This is a genomic window from Sphingomonas sp. ASY06-1R, from assembly GCF_052180265.1.
Lineage (GTDB): Bacteria > Pseudomonadota > Alphaproteobacteria > Sphingomonadales > Sphingomonadaceae > Sphingomonas_I.
Map to the genome: position 1 here is coordinate 1,931,091 of NZ_CP197464.1, position 15,864 is coordinate 1,946,954.

Below are 15,864 nucleotides of genomic sequence, written 5' to 3' on the forward strand. Positions count from 1 at the left end.
CGCTCGTTTTTATTAGAACTTGAAGCTTGCGCCTGCCCGGAAGGTACGGCCGATCACGCCCGCATAATGCCAGGTCGGCAGATAATTGATGCCCGAATAGGAAGCCGGTGCGATCGGCGCCTTCTCATTGGTGAAATTGCCGACGTCCACATAGAAGGTGAAGTTATCGTTCACCTTATACGAAGCATGGAGATCGGCGTAGATGAACTTCTTGATGTAACATTGCGTGTTGCCATCAGGATATGGGTACAGCGTTCCTGCAGTGGCGGCGCAGGTCATCTTGGTGCCGCCTTCCTCTTCATCGGCTGCAACCTGCTTGATGTGCGAGACGAAGTAGGTCGTCGCGGCGAGCGAGAAGTTGCCCACGTCGACCGAGTTCATCCAGTTGCCGCGGACCCGCGGCGTGCCGGCGCCGGACGACAGCTCGTAAGGAGCCAGAGTGCCTGCATATTTACGAACGAAGCCATCGCCGAAATCGACATTGAACTTGCGAACGTAGGTGACGTCGGCGCGGCTGGTGAAGCGGACGTTATCCGACAGCTTAAGGTTGACCGTTGCCGAGAAATCCAGACCTTCCGTTTTGAAGTAACCCGAATTGACGTAGGGGCCATTGATAACGAGCACACGTGGGAGCGCGGTCGGGAAGAGGGGATCGATCGCGTCAACCGCGCCTACCGAATAGCCTTCAGGCAAAGGCAGGCCGGCATAATAGTTGGCGCGTGCCGTGCCGGCGTTTGGACCGGCCACGATCACATTCTTCTTCTTCACATTGTAATAATCGACCGTCAGGCTCAGCCACTGCACCGGTTGCGCCACGATCCCGGCCGTAAAGCTGCGGGACGTTTCGGGCTTCAGGTTCGGGTTGCCCGAGAAGCCACCGCCGATGCTGTAGGACTGCGCATAGGGGTTGGTGTTGCCGGCGCTGACCAGACCACCATGCGCCAGCTGGAAGCTTGCCGGTGGCTGAAAAGTGACAAAACCTGGAAAAGACGACCGCGGATTGCTCTCAGCAAAGGTCGGCGCCCGGAAGCCCTCTGAATAAGTACCGCGTAGCGCGATCTCCTTGATCGGATTCCACTTGGCCCCAATCTTCGGGGAAAAGTGGCTGAACCCTTCCGAATAATGATCGTATCGGCCCGACACATCGACCCCGAGGGTTGGAAGAATCGGCACGCCCACTTCGAAATACCCGGCAGATACGGTGTGCTTGCCGAAGGCTGCAGCGGTGTTGGCGTAATTTTCAAGATTGGGATTAAGGCTGTTATTCTCCAAAACCTCACGACGAACTTGTGCGCCGACTACCAACTGAACGGCGCCGCCCGGAAGCTGGAACAGGTCCTTCGAGATTGAGGCATCCAGCGATGCCATCGAGGTGTGCGACGGGACACGAATGTCCGGTGCAATCAACTGCCGCACGGCTTCGGTATTCTGCTCCGGGTTGACGAAATTGTAGGCACCCGTGTTTACGGCCTGCTTCAGACCGGCAATATTGATCGTGCCGTGCTGGAAGACGCTGAGGTTATCCTTCGCGCCGACGGCATCGATCCGCCACTCCCAGCCGCCATCGATCGTGCCTTTCAGGCCAGCAGCGCCGCGGATCAGCTCATTGTTACGCTCGCTGTAATTGGCGATGTCCCCGAAAAGATAGAAGATGCGGGCAGCGCCCAGCGCAGGCGTAGCGGCATTCGCAGCGGCATAGGGATTGTTTGGGTTCAGGCGACGATCGGTGGCCGTGGCGCAATTGATCCCGGCAGAGCAGACATAAACCGGGAGAACAATGCCTGGGTTGTTGGAGGCGGTGCTCGGCGCACCCCCATAAGGCTGACGCTGGCGTATCGCGAGCGGAATGCCCCGAATATCAACCTCATTATGCATGTAGCTGCCGGTAAGATAGCCTTCGATATTGTCGCTTAACCGAATGCTTAGGCGGCCGTTAAAGGCATATCGTTCCTGGCGCGGCTGGATCTGGCTGTATTCATACTGGTTATCATGCTTACAACCGACGCCACCGGACGCTCCGGCAACGGTAAACGTTCCGTTCGGGCAGTTGCCGAGATTGAGCGTGGTGTAAGGTCCTGATGCTGCGGACCCGCCCGTGAACGGATTGTTGAGATCCGTCTGCGTGGTCTGCCGCACGACTGCGCTCACGCTCTGTGACGCCGTTGCACCGAACGATGAGTCGGCCTGATTCTGGTCCGCCAGGCCGAAAGCGCTCAGATCGTTGGTGTTGAACGGCGCGCTCCGGTCCTTCGCGGCCACCCGGCCGTCATGCTGATATTCGCCGTTGAGATAGAAATTCCAGCCCGTCGCATCATAGTCACCATATCCGACAGTGAGGTTTGCGCGCTGGCGGGCGGCGTCCCCTTTCTGACTGATGCCGCCTTCGACAGTGCCGGCGACGCCCTGGAAGTTCTTCTTCATGATGACGTTGATCACGCCACCGATGGCGTCGGCACCGTAGGTCGACGAAGCACCATCCTTCAGCACTTCGATGCGTTCCACTGCGCTGAACGGGATCGAGTTAAGATCGGTATAGGCGTTGTGTCCGTCGTCGTTCAGAGGGAAGTTGGTCGAACGGAGACCGTCGATTAAGATGAGGGTCGATGAGACGCCCAGGCCACGCAAGGAGACTGCGGCGCCGCCGGCGGAAAAGCCCTGCTGGAAGCCGGTCGAAATCGAACCCGCGCCGTCTGCGGAAACCGAACGGATCGCATCATTGATGTTGGTGATGCCGCTTTTCACAAGATTGTCTGCGGTCAGGATGGTGACGGGCGAGGGCGTTTCGGTCGACGTACGACGGAGCAGCGAGCCGGTGACAACAATCTCGTCGCCCTGCGTTCCGGTCTGTTGAGCGCCCGTGGCCGCATCGACTGCTGCTGGACTGTTGGGGCCTGTCACCTCCGACGCTTCAGGCGCGGTGGGTGTGGTTGTGGCAGCCGGAGCCTGGGCGAGCGCAGGCAGTGCCAGCGACACGAGTGCCACTGCGGCAAGACTGGGAAGGGCCGAGCCGCTAAGAAGGCTTCGGATCGAACTATTCAACATCGTGATGAGCCCCCGTTAGTCCGGCCAGGCTTTTGCGCCGGCCGAACAGATTGTCCCTCTGGCGCTCATGATTCTGTTCGCCGGAGAGTATGCTCACGGCATGCTGGCTCGTTCACCCACTGTAAACATGTCTCAAATGTTACTGCATCATCTCCGTCTGGCTGTCGTATTTACGCAACAGACACATTCCCCAGCCTGTCTCCTTTTCACGGCGCGCAATTTTATTGCGCGCCCTATTTGGATGCAGCGCCTAACATGCCTCCACGCACGCGCCGGGTTCGGCGAGCCATTCGGTGACACCTGTCTCCTGAAGCGACCTTCCGTACAAATAGCGCTGCCGAATAGAGCCGCGCGCCGGGCAGGCTTTTGTTTTAGGGACGCTTTCCCTAAGGCTGCCGAATGACGTTCGCAGAGTTAGACCAGCCCTATGCAGGCCGGTTCGCTGATGGCGAACACCGGTTTGCGGTGCGGATCTATTATGAGGACACGGACGCCGGCGGCGTTGTGTATCACGCGAACTTCCTGCGTTTCTTCGAACGCGCGCGGACGGACATGCTGGCGCTTTTTGGCGCGGACATCGCAACGACCCATGACGCAGGTGAGGGCACCTACGTCGTCGCGGCAGCGGAGCTGAAATATGTGCGGCCGGCCCGGTTGGGTGAAATATTGATCATCGTCAGCCGCTTCCTCGAAATCCGCGCTGCTGCGTGCACCATTCAGCAGAGAGTCATGCGCGACGGGCAGATGCTGGTCGAGGGACGGGTCACCGTCGTTTTCGTTGGCCCGGACGGTCGGCCGAAGCGGCAGCCCGCTGCTTGGCTCGAAGAATTTCATAGTTTCAACGGAGCGTCATCGGCACAATGAACGGCCTTACCGTAACCACCGCGCAGGCGGCGATTTCGCCCATCGCCCTGTTCCTGCACGCCGATATCGTCGTGAAGATCGTAATGATCGGCCTGCTGCTCGCCAGTGTCTGGACCTGGACGATCATCTTCGGCCGCGGCGGGGTATTAAGGAAAGCGGATCGGGAGAGCGCGGCTTTCGAAGCGGAGTTCCTCAAGGCGGCCGATATCGACCGCTTTTATCAGGAGCGCGGCAAGGCCGATGCGCCAGCGGCGCGGATTTTCGCGGCCGGGATCGACGAGTGGCGCCAATCCACCGCCAGTCGCCGTCTTGACCGGCAGGCCGCACGCGATCGTCTGGGTGTCGCCATGTCGTCGGCCAGCGCCGCGGAGGTGGAGACGCTATCGAACGGGCTCAACATCCTGGCGACGATAGGCAGCGTCTGCCCCTTCGTCGGTCTGTTCGGCACGGTGTGGGGCATCATGCGATCCTTTGCGGATATCGCCGCATCGCAGAATACCAGTTTCGGCGCCGTCGCCCCGGGCATCGCCGAGGCGCTTTTCGCGACCGCACTGGGGCTATTTGCCGCGATCCCTGCTACGATCGCCTATAATCGCATGGTGCACCATCTGGACCGGATCGAGGCGCGGCTGAACCGCTTTGCGGATCGCTTCCACGCGACGCTCAGCCGTGAACTGGACGGCGAAGCCTGATGGCGATGGGTGGGGTGCCGCGCCGCGGCCACGGCCGACGTCGGGCGCCAATGGCCGAAATCAACGTGACGCCTCTGGTCGACGTCATGCTGGTGCTGCTGATCATCTTCATGGTGACCGCGCCCTTGCTGGTGGCGGGCGTTCCAGTGAATCTTCCCGACAGTCGCGCAAAGCCGCTCGAGCAACACCAAAAGCCGGTGCAGATCAGCCTCGATCAAGCCGGTAAAGCCTATATCGACGAGGTTGAAGTGCCGATGGCGGCGCTGCCGGATCGCCTGGCCGCCATCCCGCATGGGGACAATGCTCCCCAGATATATCTCCGTGCAGACCGCGGGCTCGATTACGGGCGGGTTATGACGGTGATGGGCGAATTGAGCCGCGCGGGCCTGACCAAAGTGTCGCTCGTCACCAACGGCGGCCCGGATACGCCGTGATGGATCGTACGGATGGCCGGGGCCTTGCGGTCGCGATTGTCGGCCACCTGATCTTGTTTGCGGTGCTGACGCTCGGCATCGCCCACCGCGTTCCGCCGGTACGTCCTCCGGTCGAGACGATGGACGTGCAACTGGTGGACGAGGTTGGATTGAAGTCCGCCGCGCCGCAGCCCGCGACCGAAGCGCCGCAACAGATGCAGGCGCCGGATGCAGGGGCGCCGACCGAGGCGCCGCCACCCACCCCGGCGCCCACGCCGCCCGCGCCAACACCGGCGCCGGCGCGCCCGCAGCCGTCACCGCCGGCACCGGCACCGTTGCCGACACCCGCGAAGCCTGCGCCACCCAAGCCCAAGACGAAGCCACCCCCTCCGGCGAAGGCACAACCGACTGCAAAGCCGATCACGGACATATTGAAGGACGTTCAGTCCACCGCGCGTGCCGAAAAGCGGGGCAGCGATGCGCAGGCCAAGGCCGATCAGGCGGCCGCCGCCAAGGTCGGCAGTTTGCTGAAGGGCGTGCTGAACGCATCGCAGGGCAAGGGTGAAAAAGCCCGTGCCACCGTCTCCGGCGCCGCCATGAATGGGCTTGCGGCGGCGATAAAGCGGCAGGTGCAGCCCTGTTACGAGCTGGGCGGGCTAGGCGGCACGCCCGCAATGCAGATCGTGACAACGCTTCGACTGCGCTACAATAAGGACGGATCGGTTGCGGGAACGCCCCAGGTGGTCGATCAAACAGGCGTAAACGCCGGTAATCGCGCCTATGCGCAACAGATTGCTGATGTCGCCCGCCGTGCCGTGCTACGCTGTGCACCGGTCCGGCTGCCGGCCGAATTATACGAAGGCGGCTGGGACGATCTCGATTTCCGCTTCACGCCCGGACAGATGCAATGATGCCGGATACAAATTTCGTTGGAGGATGGATGAACAGCCTGCGTCTCCTGGTTTCGCTAAGCCTGTTGTCACTACCGGGAGCGGCGGTGGCGCAGGCGCCGGACGTGCAAGCCAGCCCCGGGCCTGCAGCCGGGGCAGGGCCCGCACCGGGTCAGCGCCTCACCGTCGACATCACCGGCGGCATTTCGCAACCGATGCCGATCGCGATTCCGGTGATGCCGACGCCCGCCGCAGCCAGCACCTTGGCCGGTTCGACGGACGCGCTGGGTGGTCAGATTTCCGACGTCATCACCAACGACCTGAAGAATAGCGGCCTGTTTTCGCCTCTGCCGAAGGGGCAGCTGAAGCCGGTCGCCTTCAATCAGGCTTCGGCGCCGGATTATGGTGCATGGCTGCCAACGGGCGCGCAGGCCCTGGTGCAGGGTTATGTGCAGGCCAATGGCGACGGCACGCTGACGGTCGGCTGTTATCTTTTCGATGTGTTCGCCAAGACGGAAATGGCGCGCCAGGGCTTCGTGGTGAAGCCATCCGAATGGCGCCGCGCCGCGCATAAATGCGCCGACACCATCTATTCTCGCCTCACCGGCGAAGGCCCGTATTTCGACAGCCAGGTCATCTACGTGTCCGAAAGCGGACCGAAGAAGAACCGCACGAAGAAACTGGCGATCATGGACCAGGATGGCGCCAACCACCGCTTCATCACCAATGGCCAAAGCCTGGTCCTGACGCCGCGTTTCGCGCCGACACGCCAGACGGTCGTGTTCATGTCGTTCGAGAATAATCAGCCGCGCGTCTACGTCTATGATGTGGGCTCGGGACGTAAGCGGCTGGTCGTCGATCAGCCCTATACCACCTTCGCGCCGCGTTTCTCGCCGGATGGGCGCTCGATCCTCTTCTCGATGATCGTCAACGGCAATGCCGACATATATCGGGTGTCGGCAAGCGGTGGCGCTGCGACGCGCCTGACGACTTCGCCGGGGATCGATACCGGCGGCAGCTACTCGCCGGACGGCAGCAAGATCGTGTTCGAGAGCGATCGTTCGGGCACGCAGCAATTATACATCATGAACGCCGATGGCTCTGGCCAGCGTCGCATCAGCTTCGGTGGTGGACGTTATGCGACGCCGGTCTGGAGCCCGCGCGGCGATCTGATCGCCTATACCCATATCGGGGGTGGCTTTTCCGTAGGAACGATGGGGGTCGACGGATCCGGTGCCAAGGATCTGACCAAGGGTTGGCAAGATGAAGGACCGACATGGTCGCCAAACGGACGCGTGCTGATGTTCTTCCGGACCGCACAAGGATCCGGCAGGGCAGATTTGTGGTCGGTTGACTTGACCGGCGTCAATGAACGACGTGTGCCAACTCCACTCGATGGATCGGACCCGGCCTGGGGACCGTTACTACCCTGATCACCGACTTGCATGATCAACTGTGACTATAAGGAGTGCGACGATGAACAAGACGACCATGCTGCTGAGCACAGCAGCTCTGATCGCCCTTGCTGGCTGCAGCAAGAAGCCGCCGGCCAATTTGCCGCCGCCGCCGCCGACCTCGACCACGACGACGCCGGACAGCAGCACCGGCATGACCGACACCACTAACGGCGTCGTTCCCGGCTCACGCGCCGACTTGCTCGCGCAGGCAGGCACGGACACGGTTCACTTCGCGACGGACAGCTCCGATGTCGACAGCGAAGCCTCGGCGATCCTGACGCGCCAGGCGGCCTGGCTCCAGAAATATCCGAACGTCCGCGTGACGGTGGAGGGGCATTGCGACGAACGCGGTACCCGCGAATATAATCTGGCATTGGGCGATCGGCGCGCGAATGCGGCGAAGAACTTCCTGGTCAATGCGGGCGTAAGCCCGTCGCGGATCAGCGTGATCAGCTACGGCAAGGAGCGCCCGATCGCGTCCGGGTCGGACGAGGACAGCTGGGCCCAGAACCGCCGCGCCGTGACGGTCGTGCCGCAATAAGGTCAATCTTCCCTATCGGCAAAAACACTGCTCAAGCGACCGCCATCGTTCTGCGCGATGGCGGTCGTTTTACGTTGGGCGCGTCTAACCCTCGGTCGAGAGCACGAAATCGCGCAGCGCGCGCGCATCGTGGAGCGCATTGTGCGGAACCTTGCTGTTGCGCGAGGTTGAGAATCCCGGTGTGCGCAGGAAGTGGAAGCGCACGTTCGACACGTCGACGATCTCGCCGTCACCGGTCAACAACAAGCGGCAGAACAGCGCGATGTCCTCGGGCCAGTCGGCGACAATTTCCGGATCCGGATCGGTACGCAGATAGGCGGCGATATCATGGGCCGCCGCGATCGGATCCAGCTGGTTGTACATCATATTCGGCACGCTTCTGAGGTACGGGATGACGTGCTTTTCGACCCACGGCAGGGGCTCCTCCATCATCGGCACGACAACATAATAATCCTGGTCGCCTTCCTCCGCGGCCAGACCGAGGCTGATCAGACAGCCACCAAACCCATTGAACTCGGTATCGAGAAAATAGCGCATCGCACCTCTATCCCGTTCCGGTAACGGCAAGTCGAGGCAGATATTGCGATAGCATCAGGGTGCGCCGTGCAGGCGCGGGACCTAACTGGCCGCCTTGGGAGGCTTGGGCGGATGGGCAACCTCCGGGTGATCGCCATCCAGCGCTTCGTCCAGCAGGCGGGCGAGGCGGATGCCACCCTTGGCGATCTGCAGGCGCAGTACGGGGATCAATTCCTGGATCTTGGCCTGATCGATCTGCGCATCTTCCGGTACGGGCGCACCGCAGGGATTGGGCAGCACGCTGCCGTAGACGCTCGCTTTCGCGACCTGCCAGCTATCCCGGCTCCAATCCTCGATCGACCCCTGCGCCAACGTGGCCCGTTCGGTCGGCGGAATTTGGGACAGGATACCATCCGGCCCCGGCGGCGGGGAGGAGATTGCGCGATCGGCCAGCAAGCCGTCCCACACCGAATGGAGGTTGGTACGGGGGATGAAGCCGTAGCGGAGCCTGAGCTTGTTTCCGCCCTGATCATGATCATGCTCGGCGCTATGGAGCGGCTGATGCAGGTCGCCGACGAAGTGGACCAGGAAAGCGAGTGCCATCAACCGGTCGCGCGATGGCAATTTACGATCGGCGACCATGCGTTGCGCCCGCGCGATCTGCTTCGACACGCAGTTTCCATCGGCACACCATTCATTCAGATCGAAGGGCTTGCAAATATCAGCGTCCTGGAAGTGCCAAGTGTAAGCGTAGCTGAAGCGATCTCCCAAGGTCTTGATGCAATCCGGCCAGACCGACGCTTCCTCGATCGTGCGCACCGGGCAGGTAGGGGTATCCAGCACTTTCTGCTGACGCAGCAATGCCTGGACCGATTGTCTCGTCCGCGGCTGCACCAGTTTCATCGCGATTTCCGCGGTGGTCTCATGGCCATATTCCCACCAGGCCGAGGCGGGGGAGGGGAGCAGCAACAGCAGCGCAGCCGATATAGCGGGAAGGCGAAGGCGGTTCATCAACGCATCCAAACAGAACAGCTCAACCCGCCGCATCATGCCTGGCAGCCTGCGCCGGAAGAGATGCTTCGCTCTAGGCCGCGCCAGTCGCAGCGCAAGGTCATTCATCGCCGTAAATGGCAATCTCAGGCGGTGACTCATGCGTTGCCATGGCGCGATACATGGCCTTTGTGTTGAAAGCCCAGCCGCCGGATCCGTCCGGCGACACGACGATCAGGCCGCCTTTTCCACCCATGTCGCCGAGTTCCGCGATCAGCGTGTCGGCCGCATCCTCGATATCCCAGCCGCCGAGCCGCACCCGCGCGCAGATTTCATGCGCGACGCCCAGCCGAATGAAATATTCGCCCGCGCCGGTACACGATACGGCGGCGGCACGATCGTCGGCATATGTGCCCGCACCGATGAGCGGGGAATCGCCCACTCGGCCCCATTTCTTGCCGGTGAGGCCACCGGTTGATGTGGCCGCGGCGACATGCCCTTCGCTGTCCATCGCGACCGCGCCGACCGTGCCATATTTCATGGCGCTGTCGAACGGCAGATCGGGATTGGCCAGGATCTCGTCAAGCTGACGACGCCGCTCCGCCGTCTCGAACCATTCGGGCTCTGCCGCTTCGATATCATGTGCCCGTCCGAAGGCGTCGGCACCGGCGCCCGCCAGGAATACATGGGTCGATCGTTCCATAACCTCGCGTGCGAGCAGAACGGGGTTCTTGGTAGATCGCACGCCCGCAACCGCGCCGGCTTTCAAATCGGATCCGGCCATGATCGCCGCATCGCATTCGATGCGCCCTTCGGCTGTAAAAACCGATCCGCGGCCGGCGTTGAAATGCGGGTCATCCTCTAAAACCCGTACGGCTGCCTGCACGGCATCCACCGCGGCGCCCCCATCGCGCAAGATGAAGGCACCTGCATCCAGCGCGGCGGACAGCGCAGCCCGGGCCGCTTTATCCTCCTCTGGCCCAAGATTGTCGCGGGTCATGCTCCCCGCGCCCCCATGAATGACAAGGGTCCATTTCGGCAAAGCTGACGTCATGATGGGATCCTAGCTCAGTAGCGCGACTTGCGGAACCGGCTAAGGCCATCGGCATCCCGGCTGATCATCGCTGGGACCGGCGCAGATTGTCTGAGCAGCGTCTTTGATCCGTAAGCGCGAGCGCCTATAAGGGGTGCATGTCATCCATACGCCCCTGGCGCGATATTACGCGCCGTCAGTCTCGCCAGATCATGGTCGGCAACGTTCCGGTCGGCGGTGGTGCGCCGATCACCGTCCAGACAATGACGAACACGCCGACTGACGATGTCCGCGCGACCGTTGATCAGATTCGTCGCTGCGAAGAGGCGGGGGCGGACATCATTCGCGTATCATGCCCCGACGAAGCATCGACCGCCGCGCTGAAGCAGATCGTGCGCGCCTCCCACGTGCCGCTCGTGGCGGATATCCACTTTCACTATAAGCGCGCGCTGGAGGCGGCTGATGCCGGCGCCGCCTGCCTGCGTATCAATCCGGGCAATATCGGCTCCGAGGCGCGCGTTGCCGAGGTCGTCCGCGCCGCCAAGGCCAATGGCTGCTCGATCCGGATCGGCGTCAATGCCGGCAGTCTCGAGCGGGACCTGCTGGAAAAATATGGCGAGCCCTGCCCGGAAGCGTTGGTCGAAAGCGCCCTCGATCATATCAAGTATCTGCAGGATCTCGATTTCCACGAATATAAGGTCGCGGTGAAGGCGTCGGACCTGTTCCTGGCGGTCGCCGCCTATCAGCAGCTGGCCGAGGTCGTGGATTGCCCGCTTCACCTTGGCATCACCGAAGCGGGTGGGTTGATCGGCGGCACCGTCAAATCCTCCATCGGCATGGGTAGCCTGTTATGGTTCGGGATCGGGGATACGATCCGCGTCTCGCTGTCGGCCGAGCCGGAAGAGGAAGTGCGCGTGGGATTCGAGATGCTGAAGGCGCTCGGCCTGCGGCAGCGGGGCGTCCGCGTGATCTCCTGCCCATCCTGCGCACGCCAGGGGTTCGACGTGATCCGCACGGTCGAGGCGCTGGAAGCACGGCTGACGCACATTCGCACGCCGATGTCGCTGTCGGTGCTCGGGTGCGTCGTGAACGGCCCTGGCGAAGCGCGGGAAACCGATATCGGGCTCACCGGCGGCGGCAATGGGAAGCACATGGTTTATCTATCCGGCGTGACCGATCACACGGTGCAGGACGCCGACATGATCGACCATATCGTCCGCCTGGTCGAAGCCAAAGCGGCCGAGATCGAGGCCGCGAACGCTGCGCTCGCCGTGGCGGCGGAGTGATCGCAGCTCACCACGCGCAAGCCGTTCTGTCATTCCGGGGCCACGGCGCAGCGACGCGATTCCATGCCGGCTCTGAGTAGCAGGCCTATCGTCCCGTTCGTGGTCGCCTGCCTGGGCATTGCGATTTTCTCGGCAATGGACGCCGTGATGAAACAGGTCTCGATCGGCATCGGCGCTTATAATGCGATGCTGTGGCGCTCGCTCGTCGGTCTGGCCATGAGCGTCATCCCATTCTTGGTGTTGCGCCAGAAATGGCCGGATCGCGGGCGCGTCCTGCTCCACGTCAAACGCAGTGGCGCGGCCGGCATTTCCGTATTCCTGTTTTTTTGGGGATTGGTGCGCGTACCGATGGCCGAAGGGATCGCGCTCACCTTTCTCTCGCCCATCATCGCTTTGCTGCTTGCGGTGCCTATGCTGGGCGAAAAAATCCGGCAGAGCGCCATAATCGCATGTTCGCTCGCCTTTGCCGGCGTGATAGTGATCGTCATCGGCAAGGCGGGAGAGGGCGGCGGTCCACAGGCGCTGCATGGAGCGCTGGCGATCATGCTGGCGAGTTTGTTCTATGCCTATAATCTGGTTTTGCTGCGGCGTTCGGCATTGCTGGCGAATGCGATCGAGATCACCTTCTTCACGAACCTTGTGTTTTCGGGACTGTTCCTGCTGGCTGCGCCGGTTGCAGCAATAGCCTTGCCGCTTCATTATGTTCCGCTGATCTGCCTCGCGTCGGGGCTGGCGATCATATCGTCGCTGCTGATCGCATGGGCCTATGCCCGAGCCGAGGCGCAACGCCTTCTGCCCGTCGAATTCACGGCTTTTCTGTGGGCCGCAATATTGGGAGCGATCGTGTTCGGAGAGAAAGTCCTGCCGCTGACGATGCTGGGTGCCGCAATGATCATCGGCGGATGCGCGATCGCCATGCGTGGCAAAGCCGCGCCAGGCCCCGCAACGGAGGCTGCCGCATGATCGTACGCATTGCCACACCCGGCGATGTTCCGGCTATTCGGCAGCTTATCATCGCCCTGGCGACCTATGAGCGTGACCCGGACGCTGTCCGCGCGACCGAACAGTCGCTGCACCAAACCCTGTTTTCACAGGATGCCAAGGTATACGCTTTTGTCGCTGAGATTGAAGGCAATGTGTGTGGCATTGCCATCTGGTTCCTGAACTATTCGACCTGGACGGGAAGGCCCGGAATTTATCTGGAAGATCTTTTTGTCGCCGAAACGGCGCGGGGCACGGGCGCCGGGCGGGCGTTGTTGCGCGCCCTGGCGCAAGAGGCTGTCGCCCGCAATTGTGCCCGTATCGACTGGGCCGTGCTGGATTGGAACGCGCCCGCAATGGACTTTTATCGCGCATTGGGCGCGCGTCCGCAAAGCGGCTGGCAGCCATGGCGCCTCGATGGCGACGCATTGGCGGAGATGGCCAAGTGAGTGAGGAATTACTCGCGCGGATTGCGGCTGCGCTGGAGCGGATGGCGCCACCCGCGGCGGTGAGCGACGATCCGGTCGCGCACCCCGCTTATGTCTGGCGCAACGGCGCCCTGCGCGCCGCACGTGCCTTCGCACCGTTGCCACTGGCTCTGCTGGAAGGGATGGACGCGCAGAAAGAGGCGGTGTTGGGCAATATGCGCCGCCTGTCGCGCGGCCTGCCTGCCCACGATGTTTTGCTATGGGGTGCGCGCGGGACCGGAAAATCGGCCCTGGTGAAGGCCGCGATCGGTCAAATCCACGCAGAGGACGGCGTGCTTGCCCTGGTGGAGGTTGCCGGCGACGGGCTGGCGGAGCTTCCGCAATTGTTCGCTGCGTTGGCCGATGTGCCGCGTGCGTTCGTGCTCTTTATCGACGATTTGGGTTTTGCCGAGCCTAGCGAGGCGCCACGCTTGCTCCGTTCCGTGCTGGAGGGCGGTGCGGAGGCGCGTCCGGCCAATACCCGCCTGCACGTGACGGCCAATCGCCGCCATATCGTTGCCCGCGACATGGCGGAGCAGGACGCCGCCATCAATCCGCGCGATGTGGCGGACGATAAGCTCGCACTGGCGGATCGCTTTGGTCTTAGCCTGGGTTTCCACGTCATCGACCAACCGACCTACGTCGCCATGCTGGAGGGCTATGCCCGCCAATATGGTCTGACGCTGGACACGCATGACGCGATCGGCTGGGCGACGCAGCGCGGCGGCCGTTCCGGCCGGGTGGCCTGGCAATATGTGGTCGAACTTGCCGGGCGGCAGGGCAAAAGCCTCGCCTGACCATTGGCTATGATTGCGGCGTGACGCGGATCAGCCGTCCCGGCTAGGCTATTGCAACCCTGATTCTCGGAGCATCTTTATGGATCGTCGCGCTTTTCTTGGCTCCTCTGCAGCGGCGCTTGCGATCACAGCGATACCAGCCCGCGCCTCAGCGCAAACTGGCGATGCTTCGCTGAATCTTCTGTTCGACGCGATCTTTGCCGACCTGCTGCAGAACTCGCCTGAATTGGCGACATCCCTTGGCCTCGACAAAGGCAAAAATGCCGCGGCCAAACATCGGCTGTCGGATCGATCGGAAGCGGAAGCGGCGCGCGATGCGGCGCGCACGCGCACCTGGATCGGCCGGCTCGAGGCGGTCGATCCTGCCGGCCTATCGGAAGCGGCGGCGTTGAACCGCGACGTTATCCTATATTCGATGAAAAGCCGTAACTTTGCCTATGACCGGTTCGGCATCAACAGCGCCCAGCGGCCTTATCCCATCTACCAGCAGGGCGGGGCTTATTATTCGATCCCGGACTTCCTCAACAATGCGCACACAATTGCGACTAAAGAGGATTGCGACGCCTATCTCGATCGCCTGAGCCAAATGGCGCTCGCGCTGGATCAGGATAGCGAAGTTCAGCGCGCGCAGGCCGCCAAAGGCTTCCTGGCACCCGACTTCAGCCTCGATCTCACCTTGGGGCAAATGGCAAAACTGCGCGCTCCGGCAGCGGCGGAAAGCACGATGGTCCGGTCCCTGGCGACCCGCGCGCAGGCGAAGGACGTCGCCGGAGACTGGCAGGCGAGGGCCGCGGCCATCGTCGAGCGCCAGATCTACCCCGCCCTGGACCGGCAGATCGCCCTGATGAAGCGCCTGCGTCCCTCGGCCAGCAACGTTGCCGGCATCTGGCGCTTGCCGCACGGCGACGAAATCTATGCCGCCGCGCTGGAGCAGGCGACGACGACGAAGCTCACACCCGACGAGGTGCAGAAGCTTGGCCTTGAGCAGGTTGCCGCCATCAGCGCGGATCTCGATGCGATCCTCAAAGGACAGGGTTATACGAAGGGATCGGTCGGCGAACGGCTCACCGCGCTGAACGCGGATGCCAGCCAGCTCTACCCGGATAGCGCGGAGGGACGGCAGGCGCTGATCGCCAGCCTGAATGCGGGCGTGAAGGATATGTATGGGCGGCTGCCGCAAGCGTTTGACGACATGCCGAAGACGCCGCTGGAGATCCGCGCCGTGCCGGTCGATATCCAGGACGGCGCCTCCAACGGCTATTATCAGCGCGGAGCCTTGGACGGGTCCCGCCCGGCCATTTATTTCATCAATCTCAAGGATGTCGGGGACTGGCCCAAATACAGCCTTCCTTCACTCACCTATCATGAGGGGGTTCCTGGCCACCATCTGCAGATCAGCATCTCGCAGGAATCCAAGGACATCCCGATCTTGCGGAAAGCGTCAGGCTTTTTCTCGGCCTATACCGAAGGTTGGGCGCTCTATGCGGAGCAGCTGGCGAACGAGCTCCAAGCCTATCAGGGCCCATTGGAGCGCGCTGGTTATTTGCAGTCTTTCCTCTTCCGCGCGGCACGGCTGGTGGTCGATACCGGTCTCCACACGCGCAAATGGACGCGCGAGCAGGCAACGGACTATCTTGTTGCCACCACCGGTTTCGCCAAGGCGCGTTCGCAGCGCGAGGTGGAGCGTTATTGCACGATGGCCGGCCAAGCCTGCAGCTATAAAGTTGGCCACATGGCCTGGACCGCGGCGCGGGCGCGCGCGCAAAAAGCGCTCGGCAGCAAGTTCGACCTGCACGAATTCCACAAGGTACTGCGCGAAGGCGCGATGCCGCTCACCATCCTCGATCGCCGTATCGACGCGCGAACCGCCGCTTTGTTGAAAAGCTGAAGGGAAC

Annotated in this window: 15 protein-coding genes; 11 read left to right on the plus strand and 4 right to left on the minus strand. The window is 62.2% G+C overall.

The window, feature by feature from the left end; all coding sequences use genetic code 11:
- Nucleotides 1-12 precede the first annotated feature (12 nt).
- Complete coding sequence (locus tag ACSBM8_RS09330; RefSeq protein ID WP_442681344.1) at nucleotides 13-3,042, minus strand: TonB-dependent receptor domain-containing protein; 3,030 nt, start codon at nucleotides 3,040-3,042, stop codon at nucleotides 13-15.
- Nucleotides 3,043-3,441: 399 nt separating this feature from the next.
- Here ACSBM8_RS09330 and ACSBM8_RS09335 point away from each other — a divergent pair, with 399 nt between their 5' ends.
- Genes ACSBM8_RS09335 through pal form a run of 6 tightly spaced genes read left to right on the plus strand, consistent with a single transcriptional unit; the run spans nucleotide 3,442 to nucleotide 7,899 of the window.
- Nucleotides 3,442-3,906, plus strand: coding sequence for a YbgC/FadM family acyl-CoA thioesterase (locus ACSBM8_RS09335; protein WP_442681345.1), 465 nt, complete (start codon nucleotides 3,442-3,444; stop codon nucleotides 3,904-3,906).
- Nucleotides 3,903-4,598 (plus strand): protein TolQ, encoded by a 696-nt coding sequence (gene tolQ / locus ACSBM8_RS09340; protein WP_442681346.1) that lies wholly within the window; start codon nucleotides 3,903-3,905, stop codon nucleotides 4,596-4,598. Before ACSBM8_RS09335 ends, tolQ begins: the two co-directional genes overlap by 4 nt.
- Nucleotides 4,598-5,032 (plus strand): ExbD/TolR family protein, encoded by a 435-nt coding sequence (locus tag ACSBM8_RS09345; protein ID WP_442681347.1) that lies wholly within the window; start codon nucleotides 4,598-4,600, stop codon nucleotides 5,030-5,032. The genes tolQ and ACSBM8_RS09345 overlap by 1 nt, the downstream gene beginning before the upstream one ends.
- Entirely contained in the window at nucleotides 5,032-5,922 is an 891-nt protein-coding gene (locus ACSBM8_RS09350) for a hypothetical protein (protein WP_442681543.1), read from the plus strand. The genes ACSBM8_RS09345 and ACSBM8_RS09350 overlap by 1 nt, the downstream gene beginning before the upstream one ends.
- A gap of 29 nt (nucleotides 5,923-5,951) precedes the next feature.
- Nucleotides 5,952-7,334: a Tol-Pal system beta propeller repeat protein TolB gene (gene tolB / locus ACSBM8_RS09355; RefSeq protein WP_442681348.1), complete on the plus strand. Its 1,383-nt coding sequence runs from the start codon at nucleotides 5,952-5,954 to the stop codon at nucleotides 7,332-7,334.
- A gap of 43 nt (nucleotides 7,335-7,377) precedes the next feature.
- Nucleotides 7,378-7,899 (plus strand): peptidoglycan-associated lipoprotein Pal, encoded by a 522-nt coding sequence (pal, locus tag ACSBM8_RS09360; protein ID WP_442681349.1) that lies wholly within the window; start codon nucleotides 7,378-7,380, stop codon nucleotides 7,897-7,899.
- Between the two features lie 84 nt (nucleotides 7,900-7,983).
- Here pal and ACSBM8_RS09365 read toward each other — a convergent pair whose 3' ends face one another.
- The 3 genes from ACSBM8_RS09365 to ACSBM8_RS09375 form a co-directional block, all read right to left on the minus strand.
- On the minus strand, nucleotides 7,984-8,436 hold the full coding sequence (locus tag ACSBM8_RS09365; RefSeq protein WP_442681350.1) for a hypothetical protein: 453 nt from the start codon (nucleotides 8,434-8,436) through the stop codon (nucleotides 7,984-7,986).
- Nucleotides 8,437-8,517: 81 nt separating this feature from the next.
- Nucleotides 8,518-9,426 (minus strand): S1/P1 nuclease, encoded by a 909-nt coding sequence (locus tag ACSBM8_RS09370; RefSeq protein ID WP_442681351.1) that lies wholly within the window; start codon nucleotides 9,424-9,426, stop codon nucleotides 8,518-8,520.
- Nucleotides 9,427-9,526: 100 nt separating this feature from the next.
- Nucleotides 9,527-10,459: an isoaspartyl peptidase/L-asparaginase family protein gene (locus ACSBM8_RS09375; protein WP_442681352.1), complete on the minus strand. Its 933-nt coding sequence runs from the start codon at nucleotides 10,457-10,459 to the stop codon at nucleotides 9,527-9,529.
- 137 nt (nucleotides 10,460-10,596) lie between these two features.
- On the opposite strand from ACSBM8_RS09375, the gene ispG reads away from it, so the two are divergent.
- The 5 genes from ispG to ACSBM8_RS09400 all read left to right on the plus strand — a co-directional run bounded on the left by ispG (nucleotide 10,597) and on the right by ACSBM8_RS09400 (nucleotide 15,857).
- Entirely contained in the window at nucleotides 10,597-11,724 is a 1,128-nt protein-coding gene (gene ispG / locus ACSBM8_RS09380; protein ID WP_442681353.1) for a flavodoxin-dependent (E)-4-hydroxy-3-methylbut-2-enyl-diphosphate synthase, read from the plus strand.
- Between the two features lie 63 nt (nucleotides 11,725-11,787).
- Nucleotides 11,788-12,687 (plus strand): DMT family transporter, encoded by a 900-nt coding sequence (locus ACSBM8_RS09385; RefSeq protein ID WP_442681354.1) that lies wholly within the window; start codon nucleotides 11,788-11,790, stop codon nucleotides 12,685-12,687.
- The gene (locus tag ACSBM8_RS09390; RefSeq protein WP_442681355.1) at nucleotides 12,684-13,154 is read left to right on the plus strand and encodes a GNAT family N-acetyltransferase; all 471 of its coding nucleotides are present in this window, start codon (nucleotides 12,684-12,686) and stop codon (nucleotides 13,152-13,154) included. The genes ACSBM8_RS09385 and ACSBM8_RS09390 overlap by 4 nt, the downstream gene beginning before the upstream one ends.
- Nucleotides 13,155-13,195: 41 nt before the next feature.
- Nucleotides 13,196-13,969 (plus strand): ATP-binding protein, encoded by a 774-nt coding sequence (locus ACSBM8_RS09395; RefSeq protein WP_442681544.1) that lies wholly within the window; start codon nucleotides 13,196-13,198, stop codon nucleotides 13,967-13,969.
- Nucleotides 13,970-14,048: 79 nt separating this feature from the next.
- Nucleotides 14,049-15,857 (plus strand): DUF885 domain-containing protein, encoded by a 1,809-nt coding sequence (locus ACSBM8_RS09400; protein WP_442681356.1) that lies wholly within the window; start codon nucleotides 14,049-14,051, stop codon nucleotides 15,855-15,857.
- Nucleotides 15,858-15,864: the final 7 nt, after the last annotated feature.